Below are 22,517 nucleotides of genomic sequence, written 5' to 3'. Positions count from 1 at the left end.
CGCTAGTGGCGGCCTTGTCAGGGCTTTTTTTACTTCAGAAATTTCCGCGATGGGAACCTTTGCACAATAAACACGCGCTCGATCAAAAAGTGAAAAAAAAGTCGTTGGCAGTTGACACCATTGGCAAGCCTTATGGAATGGGGATCCAGGAATTTCGCCACCCCCCAGGACGGATTTTTTTGCGAAAATCAACTCTTGTGATGATCAGAATGCTGACTAGAATACTCACCATATTGTTGTTCAAACTTCCCGCACCCCCTATATATAGTGTTTATCCACAGGCTTACTCACAACGAGCGGCTTGTGCATAGACCTTGTGAATAGATGGGGGATAATTATCTTTTCATGGACAGGTAAACACGCGACATGAACCAAAGTCTGCTCGTTACTAAACGCGATGGCCGTCAGGAACGCATTGATCTCGATAAGATTCACCGAGTACTGGATTGGGCAGCTGAAGGGCTGAACAACGTCTCTGTGTCTCAGGTTGAGCTGCGCTCCCACATTCAGTTCTACGATGGAATTCGTACTTCTGATATCCACGAGACCATCATCAAAGCAGCTGCAGACCTGATCTCCCGTGATGCGCCGGATTACCAGTACCTGGCTGCACGTCTGGCTATTTTCCACCTGCGTAAAAAGGCTTACGGCCAGTTTGAGCCGCCGAAGCTGTACGATCAGGTAGTGAAAATGGTTGAGATGGGCAAGTATGACCGTCACCTGCTGGAAGACTACAGCGTAGAAGAGTTCGAACAGATGGACGCGTTCCTCGACCACTGGCGCGACATGAACTTCTCTTACGCCGCGGTGAAGCAGCTGGAAGGCAAATACCTGGCGCAGAACCGTGTGAGCGGTGAAATCTACGAGAGCGCACAGTTCCTGTACATCCTGGTCGCTGCGTGCCTGTTCTCTGGTTATCCACGCGAGACACGTATGGATTACGTGCGTCGCTTCTATGATGCCGTGTCTACGTTCAAGATCTCACTGCCGACGCCAATCATGTCTGGCGTACGTACCCCAACCCGTCAGTTCAGCTCTTGCGTACTGATCGAGTGTGGTGACAGCCTTGATTCAATCAACGCCACCTCTAGCGCCATCGTGAAATACGTGTCGCAGCGTGCGGGTATCGGTATCAATGCCGGTCGCATTCGTGCGCTGGGTAGCCCAATCCGTGGCGGCGAGGCCTTCCATACCGGTTGTATCCCGTTCTATAAACATTTCCAGACCGCAGTAAAGTCTTGCTCACAAGGCGGCGTACGTGGTGGTGCAGCGACCCTGTTCTACCCAATGTGGCATCTGGAAGTGGAAAGCCTGCTGGTATTGAAAAACAACCGTGGCGTTGAGGGCAACCGCGTGCGTCACATGGACTACGGCGTACAGATCAACAAACTGATGTATACCCGTCTGTTGAAAGGTGAAGAGATCACCCTGTTCAGTCCGTCTGATGTGCCAGGTCTGTACGATGCGTTCTTCGCCGATCAGGACGAGTTTGAGCGTCTGTACACCAAATATGAGAAAGACGACAGCATCCGCAAACAGCGCGTGAAAGCAGTTGAACTGTTCTCACTGATGATGCAGGAACGTGCTTCTACTGGCCGTATCTACATCCAGAACGTCGATCACTGCAACACCCACAGCCCGTTTGATCCGGCTATCGCGCCCGTCCGCCAGTCTAACCTGTGCCTGGAAATCGCGCTGCCGACCAAACCGCTGAACGATGTGAATGACGAAAGCGGTGAAATCGCGTTGTGTACGCTGTCTGCCTTTAACCTCGGTGCGATTGACAGCCTCGACGATCTGGAAGAGCTGGCGACCCTCGCGGTACGTGCACTGGATGCACTGCTGGATTACCAGGATTACCCCATCCCGGCGGCAAAACGCGGCGCAATGGGCCGTCGTACTCTGGGTATTGGCGTCATCAACTATGCTTACTACTTGGCGAAGAACGGTGTGCGTTACTCTGATGGCAGCGCCAACAATCTGACGCACAAAACTTTCGAAGCGATTCAGTACTACCTGCTGAAAGCGTCGAACGAACTGGCGAAAGAGCAAGGTGCCTGTACGTGGTTCAAAGAGACCACCTACTCTCAGGGCATTCTGCCAATCGACACCTATAAAAAGGATCTCGACGCCGTTTGCAACGAGCCGCTGCACCTGGATTGGGAAGCGCTGCGTGAGTCGATCGTTACGCACGGTCTGCGTAACTCCACGCTCTCTGCCCTGATGCCGTCTGAAACCTCCTCGCAGATTTCAAACGCCACCAATGGTATTGAGCCACCGCGCGGTCACATCAGCATCAAAGCATCCAAAGACGGTATTCTGCGTCAGGTGGTGCCAGAGTATGAGCGTCTGAAAGATCAGTACGAACTGCTGTGGGAAATGCCCTCTAACGACGGTTACTTGCAGTTGGTTGGTGTGATGCAGAAATTTATCGATCAGGCGATTTCGTCGAACACCAACTACGATCCAAGCCGTTTCGCCAATGGCAAAGTGCCAATGAAACAGCTGCTGAAAGATCTGCTGACCGCTTATAAGTTTGGCGTGAAAACCCTGTACTACCAAAACACCCGTGATGGTGCGGAAGATGCGCAGGACGATCTGGCCCCGTCCATTCAGGATGATGGCTGCGAAAGCGGCGCTTGTAAGATTTAATCCGGCAAACGCCCTCTCATGTCAGGGCCGACACACGTCGGCCCCTCTTACTTTTTGGACTTAGTCATGGCTTACACCACATTTTCGCAGAACAAAAATGACCAGCTGTTAGAACCGATGTTCTTTGGCCAGTCAGTGAACGTTGCGCGTTTCGACCAGCAGAAATATGACATCTTTGAAAAGCTGATCGAAAAGCAGCTCTCCTTCTTCTGGCGTCCAGAGGAAGTGGACGTCTCACGCGATCGTATCGATTATCAGGCGCTGCCCGATCACGAAAAGCACATCTTTATCAGCAACCTGAAGTATCAGACGCTGCTGGATTCAATCCAGGGTCGCAGTCCCAACGTGGCCCTGCTGCCACTGATTTCGATTCCAGAACTCGAAACCTGGATCGAAACCTGGGCGTTCTCTGAGACCATCCACTCGCGCTCTTACACCCATATCATCCGTAACATCGTCAACGATCCTTCATTGGTGTTCGACGACATCGTGACTAACGAGCAGATTCTGGCGCGCGCGCAGGATATCTCGAAGTATTACGACGATCTGATCGAGATGACCAGCTACTGGCATCTGCTGGGTGAAGGCACGCACGAAGTAGCGGGCAAAACCGTGACCGTGAATCTGCGCGCGCTGAAAAAGCAGCTGTATATCTGCCTGATGAGCGTGAATGCGCTGGAAGCGATTCGCTTCTACGTGAGCTTCGCCTGTTCATTCGCCTTCGCTGAGCGCGAGCTGATGGAAGGTAACGCCAAAATCATCAAACTGATTGCGCGCGATGAGGCTCTGCACCTGACCGGCACTCAGCACATGCTGAACCTGCTGCGCACCGGTGAGGACGATCCTGAGATGAAAGAGATCGCTGCTGAGTGTCGTGATGAGTGTTTTGACCTGTTCAAGAAAGCCGCCGAACAAGAGAAAGAGTGGGCAGATTACCTGTTCAGCGGTGGCTCAATGATCGGTCTGAACAAAGACATTCTGTGCCAGTACATTGAGTACATCACCAACATCCGCATGCAGGCTGTAGGTCTCGATCTGCCATTCCAGACGCGCTCTAACCCGATTCCATGGATTAACTCCTGGTTGGTGTCAGACAACGTGCAGGTTGCACCGCAAGAAGTGGAAGTCAGTTCTTACCTGGTTGGCCAGATCGACGCCGAAGTGGGCGAAGACGACTTTAACGACTTCCAGCTGTAAGCATGAGCCGTTCTGTTGTTATTCTGCGCAGTTCCGGCTCCCGACTGGAGTGCGCAGAAGATCATCCCAATCTGCTGACTGCGCTGGAAGCGCACAACGTGTGCGTGGAGTTTCAGTGTCGTGAAGGCTACTGCGGATCGTGCCGGATGCGTTTGCTGAAAGGTGAAGTGGCTTACGCGGAAACCCCGCTGGCGTTTATTCAACAGGGCGAGATTTTGCCCTGCTGCTGCCGCGCCAAAGGGGAGATTGAGATCGAGCTGTAACCGACGGGTCGCCACCAATGGCGACCCTGTGGATTTCGTAGGCTGCGCATTTATGCGCACCTGCCCACAACTTTACTATTTCACCGTCTCCAGCACATCAATCCAGCCATGCCCGGTGCTCACTTCGCTGCCATGTAACCAACGGCGCAGCATGTTCATTGCCATCATTGCCACCACTTTTTGTCGCGTTTCGACGTTGTGGCGTCCGTGCGTGAATTTGACACGTTGACCCCAGCTGGCTTCTGGCGTGTGCAACGCAATTGACACCTCGCCCTCTTCCAAATTCCCAACAGAGAGCCCCAATACTGTACCCTGCTGTGCCGCCAAGGCCCGAGTGCGTTCAACCTGAGCTTCCAACGTCTCAGCATGTGGCGGCAGAATTTCCGCCGCACTTAACGGCACCTCTGCTGATGCCAACTGCCAGTTCAGCAATCCTGCGGTGTATTGTTCACTTAACGCCAGACGGAATCCGCGATTCTGTAATTCGCGTGTGATCAAAGGCGGTAGCCCTTCGGTGCCATGAAAAATAGTGCATTCTGCCAACAGCAGTTTTACCTGCTGCCACGCCTGCTCCATGGCCACACGCTGACTGGCCGGCCCGGTGAGTTTGATTTCGATGATCGGCATCGACGAGCGATAGCCCATCACCACACCTTCAGGCAGCGGCAGTGGCTCCAGTTCGGCGGCAATGTCGCTCTCGCCACGACCAAAGGTGGTCAGGCGCAGGCACAGCGGTGGCTCTGGTAAATCAAAGCGCGCTTTCAAACGCGGAATGATCTCCTGTTCGACCATCACCTTGAATTCGGAGGGCACGCCCGGCGTAAAGAATATCCAGCAGCGATTCAGTTGTAGCGCAAAACCACACGCTGTACCCACCGGATTATCAATCAGTTCGGCGTTAGAGGGGATTTCTGCCTGCTTGCGGTTGCTTGGCGCCATGATGCGTCCACGGCTGGCAAACCAGGCTTCCATTTTCTCCAGCCATTCCTGCTGGATCACCAATTCTGTGCCACAAGCGGTGGCTGCCGCGAGTGCACTGAGATCATCGCTGGTTGGGCCGAGGCCGCCGTTGACGATCAGCACATCAGCAATTTGGCTACGGCTCTGTAGCGCGTCCACTAAAGAGGACATCGCATCGCCCACGGTACTGCGGCTGGTCATCGGCAAACCGTGCTGAAACAGCACATCCGCCAGCCAGGCCGCATTGGTATCCACTATCTGCCCATGTAACACTTCATCGCCCGTCGAGAGCATTTCAACACGTATCACGTTGCGTTCTCCTTTTCCCTGTCGCTTTACTGTAGAAAGCGCCCACGCGAAACACAATCGCAAAGGTGGCGAAACAAAGATTTGAAACAAATGGGCGTTAAAAAGGCAGAAAAGCGAGGAATCGGGCGCGGATGATGTCGCGCCCTTTGGATTAACGTCGCGCCAGCAGTAAGCCGACGAACAAGCCAGCCGCCGCGCCAATCCCGATACCCTGCCACGGTTTTTCGTGGACATAGTCATCGGCGCGATAGGCCGCTTTTTTCGCACGGTAGTAATAGCTATCCGAGGCCTGACTGACACGATTCTTAACGTCTTCCAGCGCCTGTTCTGCTTTCAGTTTCAGCTCGATGTACTTCTGATCGGCAGGATCGCCCGACGATTTCAGCACTTCTTCCAGCGTTTCCGTCAGCAAAACGAGATCGTCATCAAGGCGAGTTTCAAATTGGTCTGAAGATGACACGTTGTACTTCCTCCATGGTCGTAACTTATCGTCGTTTAACTATAGTCATTAATTCCAGCTTTGCCGGGAGAGAGCCGCCAGGAATGCACCTGGTTTTACCCGATTCAATGCAAAGTTATGTGAACCCTGGTGTTGTCGCGCTAAATCTGCTTCGCTTATTTGATTAATCTGATAAATTTTCCTCAGACTGAATTTTTTAATTTCGCGACTGTCGTAACCCCCTGTAGCCTGACGCTCAGCGTCTTACACAGTCTCAACACACCAGAGCAGCTAAGGATTAGATTTCCGGCATGAATCGTAGAAAATTTATGAAAGCGTCCATGGCCCTCTCTGCCGTTAGCGGCATGACCGGGCTCTCCTCGCTGTTTGCACAGTCCGCCTGGGCCGATGATGGTATCGCCGACGGTACCGCGGTTCGCTTCGATTTCGATGTTCTGAAAAAGAAAGCGTCCGCACTGGCGAAACAGCCCTGGGGCGGCGCACCCGGCCCCCTGCCCGATACACTGGCCAATTTGACTCCTCAGGCCTATAACGAAATTCAGTACGACGCCAACCATTCGCTTTGGAACAACATTCCCGATCGCGAATTGGATGTGCAGTTCTTCCACGTGGGGATGGGCTTCAAACGCCGTATCCGCATGTTCTCAGTGGATGCCACCAGCCGCGAAGCGCGCGAAATCCACTTCCGCCCAGAATTGTTTAACTACCACAACGCCAACGTTGATACCCAGCAGTTGGTAGGCAAAACCGATCTGGGCTTTGCCGGTTTCCGTGCCTTCAAAAAGCCTGAGCTGGCACGCCGTGATATCGTTTCGTTCCTGGGTGCCAGCTATTTCCGTGCCGTGGATGAGACCTATCAATATGGCTTGTCCGCACGTGGCGTGGCGGTCAACACCTTCAGCAACGGCCATGAAGAGTTCCCGGACTTTACTGCCTTCTGGTTTGAAACACCGAAAGCCGAAGACACCACCTTCGTGGTCTATGCCTTGCTGGACGGAGCCAGCGTGACCGGTGCTTACAAGTTCACCATCCACTGCGAAGAAAAACGCGTAGTGATGGAGGTGGAGAATCACCTGTTCGCACGTAACGAAATTCGTCAGCTCGGTATCGCACCGATGACCAGTATGTTCAGCTGCGGCACCAATGAGCGTCGCATGTGTAATACCTATCACCCGCAAATCCACGACTCTGACCGTCTGGCAATGTGGACCGGCAGCGGTGAGTGGATTGCGCGCCCGCTGAATAACCCGCAGCGCTTGCAGTTCAACGCCTATCAGGATGAAAACCCGCGCGGTTTCGGTCTGTTGCAGTTGAATCATGACTTCAAAGACTATCAGGACGTGATCGGCTGGTACGACAAGCGTCCAAGCCTGTGGGTTGAGCCGATTGGCAAGTGGGGCAAAGGCGCCATCAATTTGATGGAGATCCCTACAACGGGTGAAACCCTGGATAACGTGGTGTGCTTCTGGCAGCCAACGGAACCGGTTAAAGCGGGCAGCGAATTTAACTTCCAGTACAAGCTTTACTGGAGCCAGCTGCCGCCAGTGCGCAGCGGACTGGCGCGCGTGGATGCCACGCGCACCGGTATTGGTGGATTCCCAGAAGGTTGGGCTCCGGGCGAGCATTTCCCAGATCAGTGGAGCCGTCGTTTCGCGATTGACTTCGTCGGTGGCGACCTGAAAGCCGCTGCGCCGAAAGGTATTGAGCCGGTTATTACGGTGAATGCTGGCACCATCAAACAGGTCGAGATCTTGTATGTGGAGCCGATCAACGGTTACCGCATTCTGTTTGACTGGTATCCCAACAGTGACTCTACCAAACCGGTCGATATGCGCCTGTTCCTGCGTACCAAAGACGAGACGTTGAGTGAGACCTGGTTGTATCAGTATTTCCCGCCACCGCCGGATCAACGTAAATACACTGATGATCGGCAGATGACACCGGGCTGATATATACCCAAGATAATTCGAATTTCAGGAAGGCGGCAAACGAGTGAGTCCCGATGAGCTTACTCAAGTATGTGATTCGGGTGAGCGAGAGCAGCCAACGCACCTGCAATTTGAATGATGACGGGTATAAGCGGCGAGGAGTCATCCTCGCCTTTAATCTTTCTGCATACCGATATGCGGAATGTTATCTTCCAGATACACCTCACCCACCGCTTTGAAGCCAAGGCGGCCATAAAATCCTTCAAGGTGCGCCTGCGCAGAAAGATAGATTGCGCGTTGAGGCCAGTGGTTTTCGCAACTTTCCAACGCATGTTCCATCAGCCGATAGCCGAGTTTTAAACCCCGCGCCTCTTCCGAGACGATCACTCGCCCAATCACCACCGGAGCAGACTCCAGCGAGGGTGTCAGCACACGTGCATAGGCCAGCAGTTTGCCGTCAAGGAATCCCATGATATGACGGTTATCAGCCTGCAAATCCTGACCATCCACATCTTGATAAGGGCAGTTTTGTTCCACAATAAAAACGTGATTCCGCAGTGCCAGCACGCTGTATAACTGTTGCGCACTGAGTTCACTGTGGTGGCAATCAAACCATTGCATCTGGATATCCATAGTGCTTCCTTGTCAGAGCAAAAAAAGTGATCCCCCGAGAATATCATAGTGAGCCGCTTTTCAGCAGCGAGCGTCAAATGTTGGGAATGACTCCCTGGTGCAACGTGATCAATGTCTCAGATTTCAGGGCAAAAAAAATCAGGCCCGGAGGCCTGATTGTCTGTATGACGTCAAATCACATCAGTGGCTGTGCCATTTGCACCAGCGAAATCAGTGGCTGCGGATAGACACCGAGCAGCAGCACCAGAATCGCAGAGATCAGCACCACCACACCACCGGCGGTGAACGCCCAGTTGGCTGGCGTATCACGGTCACGGGTGTGCATCTCAGGTGGGCTGAGGTACAGGCTCACCGTCACGCGCAGGTAGTAGTAAAGACCAATCGCACTACCAGCAACCACAGCCGCAGTCAGCCACCACAGGTGCGCATTCACACCGGAAGCGATCACATAGAACTTACCAATGAAGCCTAAGGTCATCGGGATACCAGCCAACGACAGCATCATCACGGTCATTACCGCGGACAGAATTGGACGGTGCCAGAACAGACCACGGTAAGAGTACAGCGTATCCGCATCTGGACCACGGTACGGGCTGGACATCAAGCTGACCACACCGAACGCGCCGAGGCTGCTGAACAGGTAACCGGCCAGATAAACACCCGCCGTTTCCAGTGACAGCTGATGGGTTTTCACCGCAATCAACGACACCAGCAGATAGCCAAGGTGTGCGATTGAGGAGTAACCAAGCAGACGCTTGATATTACTCTGCGAAATCGCCATCAGGTTACCGAACAGAATCGACACGAAGGCAATCACGCCCAACACGGTGCGTACGGCTTCACTGTCCGTCACTGGCGCGTACAGGAACAAACGCATCACCACGCCAAAGATAGCGATTTTGCTGGCGGTCGCCAGGAAGGTTGAAACCGGCGCTGGTGCACCCTGATAAACGTCTGGCGTCCACAGGTGGAACGGAACCAGTGACAGTTTAAAGCCGAGGCCGATAATCATCATGCCCAAACCGACCAGCAGCAGCGGTTGCTGGATCATGCTGTCATTCAGGCTCTTACCTAACTGTACGAAGCTCAGGCTGCCCGAATCGGCATAAATCAGCGCGATACCAAAGATCAGGAACGAGGACGCTGCAGCGGACAGGATCATGTATTTCAGTGCCGCTTCCAGCGAACGTTTCTGACGGAAGGCGTAACCGATAAGACCAAACAGCGGCAGTGACAGCAGTTCGATACCGATGAACAGCGCCCCTAGATGATTGGCGCTGGCCAGTACGATGCCACCCAGAGCCGCAATCAGCACCAGCAGATAGAACTCATCTTTGTTATCCGGGAAACCGGCCAGCCAAGGATAAGCAAAGGTGCAGGTCGCGAGGCTGGCAAGCAGCACTAGCGCGGTATAGAACATCGAGTAGCCGTCAACGCGCAGCAGCGGCGTGACATCCATGGCGCCGACATGACCGACAAACCACAGTGAGAACAGAGCAATGTTAAGTCCAATCACGGTCAGCGTGGCATTAACAAAGTGGTTGCGTCGCCACGCAATGGACAGCATCACCACCACCACCGTCAATCCGACGATCAACAGCGGTAGCAACGCGATCAGATGTTGAGGAGTTATTGTCATGGCGAATTACGGCCTTGTAGTTGAAATTGAAGCGGTAAACCACTGCTGAATATTACTCATCGCAGCATGGGACGTGTCGAGGATCGGCTGAGGATAAATACCCAGCAGAACCAGCAGCACCACCAGTACCCCGATGGTCATGAATTCACGCGGTGACATGCCCGGCAGCGGATCTTTTGATTTCGCTTCACCGTAGTAAGCACGCTGCATCATGATCAGCGAGTAAACCGAAGCAAACACCAAGCCAAAGGTGGCAATCACGATGATCACCGGAACGACCTGGAAGCTGCCGGTCAGAATCATGAATTCACCGACAAAGTTACCGGTGCCCGGCATACCCAAGTTGGCGACGGCGAAGAACAGTGACAAGCCTGGAATCCATTTGATACGTCCCCACAAACCGCCCATCTGGCGCAAGTCACGCGTGTGCAGACGCTCATACAGCTGGCCACACAAGATGAACAGTGCCGCAGCAGACAAGCCGTGCGCAATCATCTGAATGACCGCGCCCTGGAACGCCAGCTGGCTGCCGGTGTAGATGGCAATCAGCACGAAGCCCATGTGCGAAACAGAGGTATAGGCAATCAGACGTTTAATATCGGTTTGCGAGAACGCCATCCAGGCACCGTAGAAGATACCGATGATGCCGAGCCACATGGCGATAGGCGCAAACTCTGCTGACGCGTTAGGGAACAGCGGCAAGCTGAAACGTAATAAGCCGTAGGCTGCGGTTTTCAGCAAGATACCGGCGAGGTCAACCGAACCGGCGGTCGGCGCCTGACTGTGTGCATCTGGCAACCAACCGTGCAGTGGTACCACTGGCATTTTGACGGCGAAGGCGATAAAGAAGCCGAGCATCAGCAGATATTCAACGGTGTGCGACATTGGCGTTTTCAGCAGCTCTTCGTAGCTGAAGGTCCACACGCCGGTGGCGTTGTAGTGCACGAACACCAGCGCCAAAATCGCAATCAACATCACAAGGCCTGAAGCCTGTGTGTAGATGAAGAATTTGGTCGCCGCCGAGATACGGGTTTTACCGTCAGAGGCTTTATGACCCCAAAGCGCGATGAGGAAGTACATCGGCACCAGCATCATTTCCCAGAAGAAGAAGAACAGGAACATATCGATGGAGAGGAACACGCCAATCACACCACCGAGGATCCACATCAAGTTGAGGTGGAAGAAGCCCTGATATTTCTCAATCTCGTTCCAGGAGCAGAGTACCGCCATTAAGCCCAGCAGGCCGGTCAGCACTACCATCAGCAGTGAAAGACCGTCGATCGCCAAATGGAAGTTAATGCCAAAGCGTGGAATCCATGGCACCGAGAAGGTTGACTGCCACTGCGGAATCCCTGCAGCCTGCGTTAATGAATAGCCTCCCTGCAACCAAAGCTGCAGGCCAAGCGCCAGCGTCAGGCCCATGGTGATCATGGCGATCCAGCGTGGTACTTTCGCACCGAGGCGTTCTGCTAGCCAGCAGAGTAAGCCCCCAACAAAGGGTATGATTATTAGCCAAGGTAATAACACGGCATACTTCCCTATTATTCGTCTCTGTTCGAGCTATCTTGCTTGCCGTTTTTGTCCCCGGCAGTGCTCGCAATTCTCACGTACTCAAGTACGCTCCGGTTGCTGCGCGCTGGCGGTGACAAAACTGGCTGCGCCGATAACGCTCGTGCATCAGACAATTTTGAACATTCTTCATCAGGGGCGTTACACAACGCTTCGCCCCCGCTCATCAATCTTTAGATCACCAGCATCAGCGCCAGCACCACCACGGCGCCAACACTCATGGAAGCCACATACCAGCGCAGGTAGCCGTTCTCGCTTACCACCAAACCTTTGTTACCAATACGCGACAGCAGCGCAGGCAGGTTCATCAGTGAGTTAAGCGGATCGCGCTTCAGCAGCCAGGCAATGCCGAGATAAGGTTTCACAAACACCTTGTCATACAGCCAGTCGAAGCCCCATGCCGCAAACCACCAGGTACCGAAGAAACGGCCCGGCGCGCTGTTAGCAACGCTGGTCACCAGTTGGCGTTTGCCGAGCCACAGAGCCGCGGCAATCAAGATACCGACAATAGCCACCACGCCTGAGGTGATTTCCAGCGCCACTTTGCCGCCTTCACCAAACTCGTTCTGCGGCAGTACACCCGCTAATGGCGGTGTGATCATCGCGCCGATAAAGGTGGAGAGTACCAGCAGCACAATCAGTGGCAGATGGTGAGTAATCCCTTTGCCAGCGTGCGCATGAATTTTCTCTTCGCCGTGGAACACGATGAAGATCATGCGGAAGGTGTAGATTGAGGTCAGGAATGCACCGACCAGACCCGCCACCATCAGATTGATGTGTCCATTCGCCAGCGCACCAAACAGGATTTCATCTTTACTGTAGAAACCTGCGGTAATCAGCGGCAGTGCCGCCAGCGCTGCGCCGCCGACCAGGAAGCAGGTGTACACCAATGGGATGCTCTTACGCAGGCCGCCCATTTTGAAGATGTTCTGCTCGTGGTGGCAGGCCAGAATGACCGAACCAGAAGAAAGGAACAGCAGTGCTTTAAAGAAAGCGTGCGTCATTAAGTGGAAAATAGCCGCGTCCCATGCCTGCACGCCAAGCGCGAGGAACATGTAGCCGATCTGACTCATGGTGGAGTAAGCCAACACGCGTTTGATGTCGGTTTGCACCAAGGCAGCAAAGCCCGCCAACACCAAGGTGATCGCACCCACAATGCCCACCAGATGCAGAACTTCCGGTGTTAACAGGAACAGGCCGTGTGAACGCGCAATCAGGTAGACACCCGCCGTCACCATGGTGGCGGCGTGAATCAGTGCTGAAACCGGTGTTGGACCCGCCATCGCATCGGCCAACCAGGTTTGCAGCGGCAGCTGTGCAGATTTACCGACCGCACCACCCAAAAGCATCAGGGTTGCCCACTGCAGCATGTGATTGTCAGCGGCGAAGTGTGCCGGTGCCAGCTCAACCAATTCGCGGAAGTTCAGCGTACCCAGTTCGTTGTAAAGAATGAACAGCGCGAACGCCAGGAACACGTCACCGACACGGGTGATGATAAAGGCTTTCATCGCCGCTTTGCCGTTTTCTGGGTTGCTGTAGTAGAAACCGATCAGCAAGTAGGAGCACAGGCCCACGCCTTCCCAACCGAGATACATCAGCATCAGGTTGTCGGCCAACACCAACACCACCATGCTCGCGATGAACAAGTTGGTGTAAGCGAAGAAGCGCGAGTAGCCCTCTTCACCGCGCATGTACCAAGAGGCAAACATATGGATGAAGAAACCGACGCCCGTGACCACCGACAGCATGGTCAGTGACAAGCCATCCAGCACCAGGTTCACTTTGATATCAAAGGTACCAACGTGCATCCACGTCCACAGTGCTTGGGTAAACGGCTGTTGGCCCTGGTTAAAGAAGTCAAAACCGGCATAAACAGTGGTCAATGCCGCCAGACCCACCGATCCCATTCCCACCGCAGCTGACAGGTTCTCCGACCAGCGACCACGGGAAAACGCCAATAGCAGGAAGCCAATCAGCGGAAATAATACGGTTAAATAGAGAAGATTCATCCGCGCATCTCGCTCACTGTGTCAATGTTCAACGTCTGACGACGACGATAGAGCTGGAGCAGCAGGGCCAAGCCAATGCTGGCTTCCGCCGCCGCGAGGCTGATCGCCAGAATGTACATCACCTGGCCGTCAGCTTGTCCCCAGTAGCTACCTGCTACCACCAGCGCCAGTGCCGCAGCGTTGATCATGATCTCCAGACCAATCAGCATGAACAGCAAATTGCGGCGCAGTACCAGCGAGGTCAGGCCGAGAACAAACAGCACAGCAGCCAACATCAGGCCGTGTTGTAACGGGATCATGCGTGATCCTCCTTATTCGCATGTGCATCAGCATGGCGATTGCTCAGCACTTCGCCCTGACGCTCTTCACGTCCGATATGGAAGGCCACCACCAGACCGGCCAACAGCAGCATTGACGCCAGCTCAACCGCCAGTACGTAAGGACCAAACAGACTGATACCGACCGCTTTCGCATCGATGACGGTGCCATCGATACCCTGATCGTGCGCGGTGCTGATGGCGTAAATCATCACTACCAGCAGCAACAGGGAGACGATGCCAGGCCCAATCCACAGCGAAGGCTTCAGCCACTCACGCTCTTGGTCCTGCTGGGTTTTGCCCAGGTTCAGCATCATCACCACGAACACGAACAGCACCATAATGGCACCGGCGTAAACGATGATCTCCAGCGCACCGGCAAAGTAGGCGCCCATCGAGAAGAACACACCCGCAATCGAAAGCAGCGAAACAATCAGGTACAGCAGCGCATGTACCGGATTGGTGTGCGTGATGACGCGTAATGTCGTCAGCACCGCCACCAGTCCGCAAAGATAAAACGCAAATTCCATACCTGGCTCCTTAAGGTAACAAGCTTTTGACGTCGATTGGCTTGGCTTCGTTTTCCGCTTCGCCTTTCTCTTTCCCGTCGATCGCCATACCCGCCATGCGATAGAAGTTGTACTCCGGATATTTACCCGGACCGGAAATCAGCAAGTCCTGCTTCTCGTACACCAGATCCTGACGCTTGAACTCACCCAACTCGAAATCGGGGGTCAGCTGAATCGCCGTGGTCGGGCAGGCTTCTTCGCACAGGCCGCAGAAGATGCAGCGTGAGAAGTTGATGCGGAAGAACTCCGGATACCAACGACCATCAACCGTTTCCGCTTTCTGCAGTGAGATACAACCCACTGGGCAGGCTACCGCACAAAGGTTACAGGCAACGCAACGCTCTTCACCGTCGGGATCGCGCGTCAGCACGATACGACCACGGTAGCGCGGCGGCAGATATACCGGCTCTTCTGGATACATCTGGGTTTCGCGCTTGGCGAAGGCGTGCATGCCTATCATCCAGATACTGCGCACTGTCGTGCCGAAGCCAACGACAATATCTTTTAAAGTCATCTCAAAACCCCTTACTGCGCGCTGTACAGAATCACTGCGGCGGTCGCCAGCAGGTTCAATAACGTCAACGGCAGACACACTTTCCAGCCGAACGACAGCACCTGGTCATAACGTGGACGCGGCAGCGCAGCACGAATCAGGATAAACATCACCATGAAGAACGCCGTTTTCAGCGCGAACCAGATGAATGGCGGCAGGAATGGACCATGCCAGCCACCGAAGAACAGCGTCACAATCAGCGCTGAAACGGTGGTGATCGCCACGTATTCACCGACGAAGAACAGGCCGAACTTCATACCGGCGTATTCGATGTGGTAACCGTCAGCCAGTTCCTGTTCGGCTTCTGGCTGGTCAAACGGATGACGGTGACAAACCGCAACGCCCGCGATGCAGAAGGTGATGAAACCGAAGAACTGCGGAATGATGTTCCACAAGTGCGCCTGGCTCTCGACGATGGCGTTCATATTGAATGAACCGGCTTGCGCCACCACACCCATCAACGACAGGCCAAGGAACACTTCGTAGCTCAGCGTCTGCGCCGACGCACGCATCGCACCCAGCAGCGAGTATTTGTTATTACTCGACCAACCGGCGAACAGCACGGCGTAAACGGCCAGACCCGCCATCATCAGGAAGAACAGCAGACCGATATTCAGGTCTGTGACCATCCAGGTCGGCGAAACCGGCACGATGGCAAACGCCAGCAGCAGCGAGACAAAGGCAATAACCGGTGCCAGGGTAAAGATGAAGCGATCGGTAAACGGCGGAACCCAGTCCTCTTTAAAGAACATTTTGATCATGTCAGCCGCAAGCTGCAGCGAGCCGCCCCAGCCAACACGGTTCGGTCCATAACGGTTCTGCCATAAGCCGAGCAGACGACGCTCGGCGAAACTCATAAAGGCACCACAACCCACCACCACCAGCAGAATCACAATGGTTTTCAGGATCTGGATGAGGATGTCGATAACGTCCGGTGTCAGCCAGCTCATTGTGCAGCCTCCTGCAGTTTGTCAACTTGCGCACCTGAGAGGAACGGCGGCACACCTGGCATACCCAGCGGCAGACCCACCTGCCCTGCTTGCAGGGAAGTTGAGAAGCGTACTGGCAGACGCAGCGTTTCACCGGCACAGACCAGTTCAACCGCAGAGCCGTTGTTGACGCCCAGTTTCTCCGCATCAGCCGGGTTAATCACCAATGTGGCTGGCGACATACGCTTCTGGAAGGTCGGCGAACGCTGAGTCATTTCTTCACTACCGAACAGCTGATAGTAAGGCGCAACACGATATTGGCTGCCTTCAACAAAGCTTTCTGGCACGGCGGTGAACCACGGCAGTGATCCTTCGCTCGCTTCAAACAGACGCACACCCGGATCGCCGTGACGCAGTTTGCCACCAACTTCAGCCTGGAACTTGTTCCATGCTTGCGGGGAGTTCCAGCCTGGTGCCCAGGCGAATGGAATCTGCGAACGCGGTGCGCTTGGTTGGTTGTTACCTTCCATTGAGAAGGCAAACATGGTGTCTTTATCCTGCGGCTGACGCGGTTCGTGCACGCTGATATTGGCACGCATCGCGGTACGGCCACTGTTACGGTGCGGTGAACGCGCCAGTTTCTGACCACGAATACGGAAGCTGGCATCTGGAGCAGCATCTTTGATGCCTTTCAGCTGTGGCAGCGCCGTAACGGTGGCGTCAATCACGTGATCCAGCAGCGTCCAGTCGATCTGGCGGCTTTCGACGGTGCTGTGCAGCGAGTGCAGCCAGCGCCAGCTCTCCAGCATCACAATGCTGTGGTCGTAGTAAGCCGGATCGTAAACCTGGAAGAAGCGCTGTGCGCGGCCTTCCTGGTTGATTGAGGTACCGTCGCTCTCGGCGAAACTCGCCGTGGAGAGCACCAGACCGGCTTTCTCCAGCGTGGCGGTACGCTGATGATCAACCACAATCACATGTGCAGTGTTATGCAATGCCGCATCCACGGTGGCTTTCGGTGCGTGGCGATAAAGATCGTTTTCTAGCACCACCAGCGCTTCCGCTTCGCCTTTATCCAGCTGTTGCAGTGCGCTGTCCAGTGACTGGCCACCCATCAGGCCGAGACCAAAGCTGTTGGCTGCACCTGCAAGGAAGGTGATACCGACATCGGCACCGCGACCTTTCAGCGCTTTCGCCACGTTGGCTGCCGCTTCAATCATGGCGATGCTGCCAGAGTGGGTACCGGAAATAATCAGTGGTTTTTTCGCACCGGCTAACGCCTGTACCACCACATCCAGCTTGCCGTTCAGCTTGCTGTCGAAGCCGCTCACTACCGGAGCCGTTTCATCCAGCGCGTTAGCAATCGCAAAGCCAAGACGCGCCTGATCTTCCACCGGTGCGCGATAGCTCCACGCGGCGATATCATCAAGACGGGTTTCATCCACGTTGGTAACAAACAGAGGATGTTTGGCGTGCTGACCGATGTTCAGGATTGCTGCGATTTGCCAGTCAGCCACTTTCTGCGCGGCAGCCATTTCACGGGCTTTGCCTTTAACGGCCTGACGAACAGACAGCGCGACACGCGCACCGACCTGAGTAAGGTCTTCACCCAGCACCAATACCGCATCGTAGCTTTCAATTTCACGCAACGAAGGCGTATAGATACCGCCTTCCTGCAAGACTTTCAGCATCAACTCAACACGAGCTTGCTCACTCGCAGGCATACCGGTGGAGAAGTTTTCCGCGCCGACGAGTTCACGCAGCGCAAAGTTGCTTTCAATACTGGCACGCGGTGATCCAATCCCGATCACACGCTTCGCCTGACGCAGTACGTCAGCCGCCGCATTCACTGCTTGTTCAGCATTGAGGCTGACCCAATCGTTACCGCGTTTCTGTACTGGATGACGTGGACGATCTTTGCGGTTTACATAGCCGTAACCGAAGCGACCGCGGTCACACAGGAAGTAGTGGTTTACGGTACCGTTGTAACGGTTTTCGATACGACGCAGTTCACCATAACGCTCGCCTGGGCTGGTGTTACAACCCACGCTGCACTGCTGGCAGATACTTGGCGCGAACTGCATATCCCATTTACGGTTATAGCGTTCTGAGTGGGTTTTATCCGTGAATACGCCGGTCGGGCAGATTTCGACCAGGTTACCGGAGAATTCGCTCTCCAGCGTGCCATCTTCCGGACGACCGAAATACACGTTGTCGTGGGCACCGTAAACGCCGAGATCTTTGCCATCAGCATAATCTTTGTAGTAACGCACGCAGCGATAGCAGGCAATACAGCGGTTCATTTCATGCGAAATGAACGGGCCGAGATCCTGATTCTGGTGCGTACGTTTGGTGAAGCGATAACGACGGAAACTGTGGCCCGTCATGACCGTCATATCTTGCAGATGGCAGTTACCGCCCTCTTCACAGACTGGGCAGTCATGCGGGTGGTTGGTCATCAGCCACTCCACCACGCTTTCACGAAACTCTTTCGCTTCGCCATCGTCGATGGATATAAAGGTGCCGTCTGACGCCGGCGTCATGCAGGACATAACAAGACGACCGCGGGTATCTTCGGCATTCTGGAATTGCTTCACCGCGCACTGGCGGCAGGCACCGACGCTTCCCAACGCCGGATGCCAGCAAAAATAAGGAATATCAAGGCCCAGAGAGAGACACGCCTGCAACAGGTTGTCCGCTCCGTTCACATCATATTCTTTACCGTCTACATGGATTGTAGCCATAGTGAACATGCTTCCGTAAGGCTCGCCCTAAGACGAGCGTTAAACATCTAATTCTGTCCCCCAAGCCGTAAAGGCTCAGGGTGAATTCCGTGTACGGCGGCTGATTACCAGCGCGCTTTCAGCAGGTTGGGCTGAATACCACCGATCGATCGGGTATTGCCAAACACCTGCGGCGCAATGCCGGCTTCAAACTCTTCACGGAAATATTTAATCGCGCTCTGCAATGGCTCAACGGCACCCGGTGCGTGGGCACAGAAGGTTTTACCTGGGCCGAGTTGGCGGCAGAGTTGCAGCAGGGTTTCGATGTCACCCGGCTGGCCTTTTTTCTGCTCCAACGCACGCAGGATCTTCACGCTCCATGGCAAGCCATCACGGCATGGCGTACACCAACCGCAGGACTCACGCGCAAAGAACTCTTCGAGGTTACGCACCAGCGACACCATACCAATCTCATGATCGACCGCCATCGCCAGCGCAGTACCTAAACGGCTACCGGCTTTACCAATGCTGGCAAATTCCATTGGCAGGTCGAGATGTTGATCGGTCAGGAAGTCAGTACCTGCACCGCCTGGCTGCCAGGCTTTAAACTTCAGGCCATCACGCATGCCACCGGCATAATCTTCCAGAATCTCACGCGCGGTGGTGCCAAACGGCAGTTCCCACACGCCTGGATTTTTCACGCGTCCAGAGAAGCCCATCATCTTGGTGCCGGTGTCTTCGCTGGTTGAGATGTTCTTATACCAGTCAACGCCATTGAGGAAGATGGCTGGGACGTTGGACAAGGTTTCCACGTTGTTGACGCAGGTTGGCTTGCCCCACACGCCCGCACTCGCTGGGAACGGTGGCTTCGAGCGCGGGTTTGCGCGGCGACCTTCCAGTGAGTTGATCAGCGCGGTCTCTTCACCACAGATGTAGCGTCCAGCACCGGTGTGCACGATCAGTTCAAAATCGAAACCGGTGCCGAGAATGTTTTTACCGAGATAGCCTGCTTCGGTGGCTTCGGCAATCGCGCGGCGCAGATGCACGGCCGCTTCGATGTATTCACCACGCAAGAAGATGTAACCACGGTAGGCTTTCAGCGCGAATGCACTGATCAGCATGCCTTCCACCAGCTGATGCGGCATTTGCTCCATCAGCAGACGGTCTTTATAGGTGCCCGGTTCCATTTCATCGGCGTTACACAGCAGGTAACGGATGTTCATGGATTCGTCTTTCGGCATCAGGCTCCACTTCAGGCCGGTGTTAAAACCTGCGCCGCCGCGACCTTTCAGGCCGGAGTCTTTCACTGCCGCAACGATTTCGTCCTGGCTGAATTCTTTTAAGGCTTTTTCCGCCCCGACATAGCCGTTTTTACTGCGATATTCGTCAATCCACACCGGCTGCTTGTCATCACGCAGACGCCAGGTGAGTGGATGGGTTTCCGCAGCACGAATGATCTGTTTAATGGTCATTGATACTGCTCCAGCAGATTGGCGATGCCTTCCGGCGTCAGATGAACATGGGTATCTTCATCCACCATCATGGTTGGGCCCTTATCACAGTTGCCCAGGCAGCAGGTCGGCAGCAACGTAAAACGGCCATCGGCTGTGGTCTGGCCCGGCTTGATGTTCAGGTTCTGCTCAAGTGCGGCCTGAATGCCCTGGAAACCGGTGATGTGGCACACCACGCTGTCGCAGTAACGAATAACGTGACGGCCTACTGGGGTGCGGTAGATCTGGCTGTAAAACGTGGCCACACCTTCTACGTCACTGGCTGGAATGCCCAACACTTCAGCAATGGCATTGATGGCACCGTCTGGCACCCAACCACGTTGTTTCTGCACAATCTTCAACGCTTCAATCGAAGCGGCGCGTGCATCTTCGTAATGGTGTTTTTCGTGCTCGATAGCGTGGTGCTCGGTCTCGCTCAGCACAAAGACCTCATCAGGGTCGATAGTGTGAATAGCAATCTGTTGATCGTGCATAATTAGCGGTCCACGTCTGACATAACAAAATCGATACTACCGAGGTATACGATCAAGTCGGATACCAGGCTGCCGCGGATCACCGATGGGATCTGCTGCAGATGCGGGAAGCTTGGCGTACGCACGCGGGTGCGGTAGCTCATGGTGCTGCCATCGCTGGTCAGGTAGTAGCTGTTGATCCCTTTGGTCGCTTCAATCATCTGGAAGGATTCGTTGGCCGGCATTACCGGGCCCCACGATACTTGCAGGAAGTGCGTGATCAGGGTTTCGATGTGTTGCAGCGTGCGCTCTTTCGGTGGCGGCGTGGTCAGCGGGTGATCCGCTTTGAACGGGCCTTCCGGCATATTTTTCAGGCACTGTTCCAGAATGCGCAGTGACTGCCACATCTCTTCCATTTTCAGTTGAACGCGGGTGTAGGCATCACTAATGCCAGCGCCAACCGGGATCTCAAAATCGAAGTTTTCATAGCCTGAATACGGACGCCATTTACGCACGTCAAAATCGAGGCCGGTGGCACGTAAGCCAGCACCGGTAGTTCCCCACGCCAGCGCTTCGTCCATGTTGTACGCCGCAACGCCTTGCGAACGGCCCATCAACACGGTATTGCGCAGTGCGGCTTTGTCATACTCTTTCAGACGCTTTGGCATCCAGTCGAGGAATTCACGCAGCAGACGCTCCCACCCTTTCGGCAGATCGTGTGCCACACCGCCGATGCGGAACCAGGCTGGGTGCATACGGAAACCGGTAATCGCCTCAACCACGTCATAAATTTTCTGACGGTCGGTAAAGGCGAAGAACACCGGCGTCATCGCGCCGACGTCCTGAATGAAGGTGGAGATGTACAGCAAGTGGCTGTTGATGCGGAAGAGCTCAGACAGCATCACGCGGATCACGTTAACGCGATCCGGCACGGTAATACCGGCTAATTTTTCCACTGCCAGCACATAAGGCATTTCGTTCACACAACCGCCGAGATACTCGATACGGTCGGTGTAAGGAATGTAGCTGTGCCAGGATTGACGCTCACCCATCTTCTCAGCACCACGGTGGTGATAACCGACATCGGGTACGCAGTCGACGATCTCTTCGCCATCCAACTGCAGGATGATACGGAACGCACCGTGCGCAGAGGGGTGGTTTGGACCCAGGTTGAGGAACATGAAGTCCTCATTGGCGGTGCTGCGCTTCATGCCCCAATCTTCAGGCTTGAAGGTTAACGCCTCCATCTCCAGATCTTCTTTCTGCTTGGTCAATTCGAACGGATCGAACTCAGTGGCACGCGCCGGATAATCTTTACGCAGCGGATGGCCTTCCCAAGTCTGCGGCATCATGATGCGCGTCAGGTGCGGGTGACCATTAAAGGTGATGCCAAACATCTCCCAAGTTTCGCGCTCATACCAGTTGGCATTGGCGAACATCTTGGTGATGGTCGGCACATTCAGATCGTTTTCAGACAACGCCACCTTGAGCATGATGTCGCGGTTGCGTTCAATGGAAAGCAGGTGGTAGAAAACGGAAAAATCCGCGGCGGGCAAACCAGCGCGGTTAGTACGTAAACGCTCATCGAAACCGTGTAAGTCATAGAGCATGACGTACGGCTTCGGCAGCTTACGCAGGAATTCGACAATTTCCAGTAACTGTTCACGCTTCACCCAGACGACCGGAATACCGGTGCGGGTGGCCTGAACGGTAAAGGCATCCGGCCCAAAGCGGTTACGCAGCTCGCCGACCACTGGATCGTCCAGGTGATCGCGGGTTTGCCATGCAGGCTGTGCGAGATCTTGCGTGGTTAAATCTGTCATACGTTACTCACCATTCCGGCCTGT

Annotated in this window: 18 protein-coding genes; 4 read left to right on the top strand and 14 right to left on the bottom strand. The window is 54.5% G+C overall.

Annotated features, from left to right (window positions below; all coding sequences use genetic code 11):
• Nucleotides 1-366: 366 nt before the first annotated feature.
• The 3 genes from nrdA (at nucleotide 367) to yfaE (ending at nucleotide 4,112) form a co-directional block, all read left to right on the top strand.
• Entirely contained in the window at nucleotides 367-2,652 is a 2,286-nt protein-coding gene (gene nrdA / locus F3J38_RS16925) for a class 1a ribonucleoside-diphosphate reductase subunit alpha (protein ID WP_167140311.1), read from the top strand.
• Nucleotides 2,653-2,718: 66 nt separating this feature from the next.
• Complete coding sequence (gene nrdB, locus F3J38_RS16920; protein WP_034825039.1) at nucleotides 2,719-3,849, top strand: class Ia ribonucleoside-diphosphate reductase subunit beta; 1,131 nt, start codon at nucleotides 2,719-2,721, stop codon at nucleotides 3,847-3,849.
• A 2-nt stretch (nucleotides 3,850-3,851) separates the two neighbouring features.
• Nucleotides 3,852-4,112 carry a class I ribonucleotide reductase maintenance protein YfaE gene (gene yfaE / locus F3J38_RS16915; protein WP_167140309.1) on the top strand — a complete coding sequence of 87 codons (261 nt, stop codon included), beginning with the start codon at nucleotides 3,852-3,854 and terminating at the stop codon, nucleotides 4,110-4,112.
• A 75-nt stretch (nucleotides 4,113-4,187) separates the two neighbouring features.
• Here the strand turns inward: yfaE and F3J38_RS16910 are convergent, their stop codons facing one another.
• The gene (locus tag F3J38_RS16910; protein ID WP_167140307.1) at nucleotides 4,188-5,381 is read right to left on the bottom strand and encodes a nicotinamide mononucleotide deamidase-related protein YfaY; all 1,194 of its coding nucleotides are present in this window, start codon (nucleotides 5,379-5,381) and stop codon (nucleotides 4,188-4,190) included.
• 151 nt (nucleotides 5,382-5,532) lie between these two features.
• Nucleotides 5,533-5,841: a stress response protein ElaB gene (gene elaB / locus F3J38_RS16905; RefSeq protein ID WP_167140305.1), complete on the bottom strand. Its 309-nt coding sequence runs from the start codon at nucleotides 5,839-5,841 to the stop codon at nucleotides 5,533-5,535.
• A gap of 290 nt (nucleotides 5,842-6,131) precedes the next feature.
• On the opposite strand from elaB, the gene F3J38_RS16900 reads away from it, so the two are divergent.
• On the top strand, nucleotides 6,132-7,790 hold the full coding sequence (locus F3J38_RS16900; RefSeq protein ID WP_167140303.1) for a glucan biosynthesis protein D: 1,659 nt from the start codon (nucleotides 6,132-6,134) through the stop codon (nucleotides 7,788-7,790).
• A gap of 153 nt (nucleotides 7,791-7,943) precedes the next feature.
• On the opposite strand, the gene F3J38_RS16895 is transcribed toward F3J38_RS16900, so the two are convergent.
• From F3J38_RS16895 to nuoC, 12 genes are all read right to left on the bottom strand, one after another.
• On the bottom strand, nucleotides 7,944-8,402 hold the full coding sequence (locus tag F3J38_RS16895) for a GNAT family N-acetyltransferase (RefSeq protein ID WP_240156020.1): 459 nt from the start codon (nucleotides 8,400-8,402) through the stop codon (nucleotides 7,944-7,946).
• 175 nt (nucleotides 8,403-8,577) lie between these two features.
• Nucleotides 8,578-10,041, bottom strand: a complete 1,464-nt coding sequence (gene nuoN, locus F3J38_RS16890; protein WP_167140301.1) for an NADH-quinone oxidoreductase subunit NuoN — start codon at nucleotides 10,039-10,041, stop codon at nucleotides 8,578-8,580.
• A gap of 6 nt (nucleotides 10,042-10,047) precedes the next feature.
• Nucleotides 10,048-11,568 carry an NADH-quinone oxidoreductase subunit M gene (nuoM, locus tag F3J38_RS16885; RefSeq protein ID WP_039328358.1) on the bottom strand — a complete coding sequence of 507 codons (1,521 nt, stop codon included), beginning with the start codon at nucleotides 11,566-11,568 and terminating at the stop codon, nucleotides 10,048-10,050.
• A gap of 215 nt (nucleotides 11,569-11,783) precedes the next feature.
• Nucleotides 11,784-13,619 carry an NADH-quinone oxidoreductase subunit L gene (gene nuoL / locus F3J38_RS16880; protein ID WP_167140299.1) on the bottom strand — a complete coding sequence of 612 codons (1,836 nt, stop codon included), beginning with the start codon at nucleotides 13,617-13,619 and terminating at the stop codon, nucleotides 11,784-11,786.
• A complete protein-coding gene (nuoK, locus tag F3J38_RS16875; protein ID WP_034825057.1) occupies nucleotides 13,616-13,918 on the bottom strand; it encodes an NADH-quinone oxidoreductase subunit NuoK in 303 nt (100 codons plus the stop codon). The genes nuoL and nuoK overlap by 4 nt, the downstream gene beginning before the upstream one ends.
• Nucleotides 13,915-14,466: an NADH-quinone oxidoreductase subunit J gene (nuoJ, locus tag F3J38_RS16870; protein ID WP_034825059.1), complete on the bottom strand. Its 552-nt coding sequence runs from the start codon at nucleotides 14,464-14,466 to the stop codon at nucleotides 13,915-13,917. The genes nuoK and nuoJ overlap by 4 nt, the downstream gene beginning before the upstream one ends.
• Before the next feature lie 10 nt (nucleotides 14,467-14,476).
• On the bottom strand, nucleotides 14,477-15,019 hold the full coding sequence (nuoI, locus tag F3J38_RS16865; protein ID WP_034825061.1) for an NADH-quinone oxidoreductase subunit NuoI: 543 nt from the start codon (nucleotides 15,017-15,019) through the stop codon (nucleotides 14,477-14,479).
• An 11-nt stretch (nucleotides 15,020-15,030) separates the two neighbouring features.
• A complete protein-coding gene (gene nuoH, locus F3J38_RS16860; RefSeq protein WP_167140297.1) occupies nucleotides 15,031-16,008 on the bottom strand; it encodes an NADH-quinone oxidoreductase subunit NuoH in 978 nt (325 codons plus the stop codon).
• The gene (nuoG, locus tag F3J38_RS16855; RefSeq protein ID WP_167140295.1) at nucleotides 16,005-18,728 is read right to left on the bottom strand and encodes an NADH-quinone oxidoreductase subunit NuoG; all 2,724 of its coding nucleotides are present in this window, start codon (nucleotides 18,726-18,728) and stop codon (nucleotides 16,005-16,007) included. The genes nuoH and nuoG overlap by 4 nt, the downstream gene beginning before the upstream one ends.
• A gap of 104 nt (nucleotides 18,729-18,832) precedes the next feature.
• Nucleotides 18,833-20,173, bottom strand: coding sequence for an NADH-quinone oxidoreductase subunit NuoF (nuoF, locus tag F3J38_RS16850; protein ID WP_369411014.1), 1,341 nt, complete (start codon nucleotides 20,171-20,173; stop codon nucleotides 18,833-18,835).
• A 2-nt stretch (nucleotides 20,174-20,175) separates the two neighbouring features.
• A complete protein-coding gene (nuoE, locus tag F3J38_RS16845; RefSeq protein ID WP_034825068.1) occupies nucleotides 20,176-20,691 on the bottom strand; it encodes an NADH-quinone oxidoreductase subunit NuoE in 516 nt (171 codons plus the stop codon).
• A 2-nt stretch (nucleotides 20,692-20,693) separates the two neighbouring features.
• Nucleotides 20,694-22,493: an NADH-quinone oxidoreductase subunit C/D gene (nuoC, locus tag F3J38_RS16840; RefSeq protein ID WP_167140291.1), complete on the bottom strand. Its 1,800-nt coding sequence runs from the start codon at nucleotides 22,491-22,493 to the stop codon at nucleotides 20,694-20,696.
• Nucleotides 22,494-22,517: the final 24 nt, after the last annotated feature.

Source organism: Candidatus Pantoea formicae, from assembly GCF_011752625.1.
In the GTDB taxonomy this organism is placed as follows: domain Bacteria; phylum Pseudomonadota; class Gammaproteobacteria; order Enterobacterales; family Enterobacteriaceae; genus Pantoea; species Pantoea formicae.
This window is presented reverse-complemented; position numbering and strand designations above follow the sequence as displayed.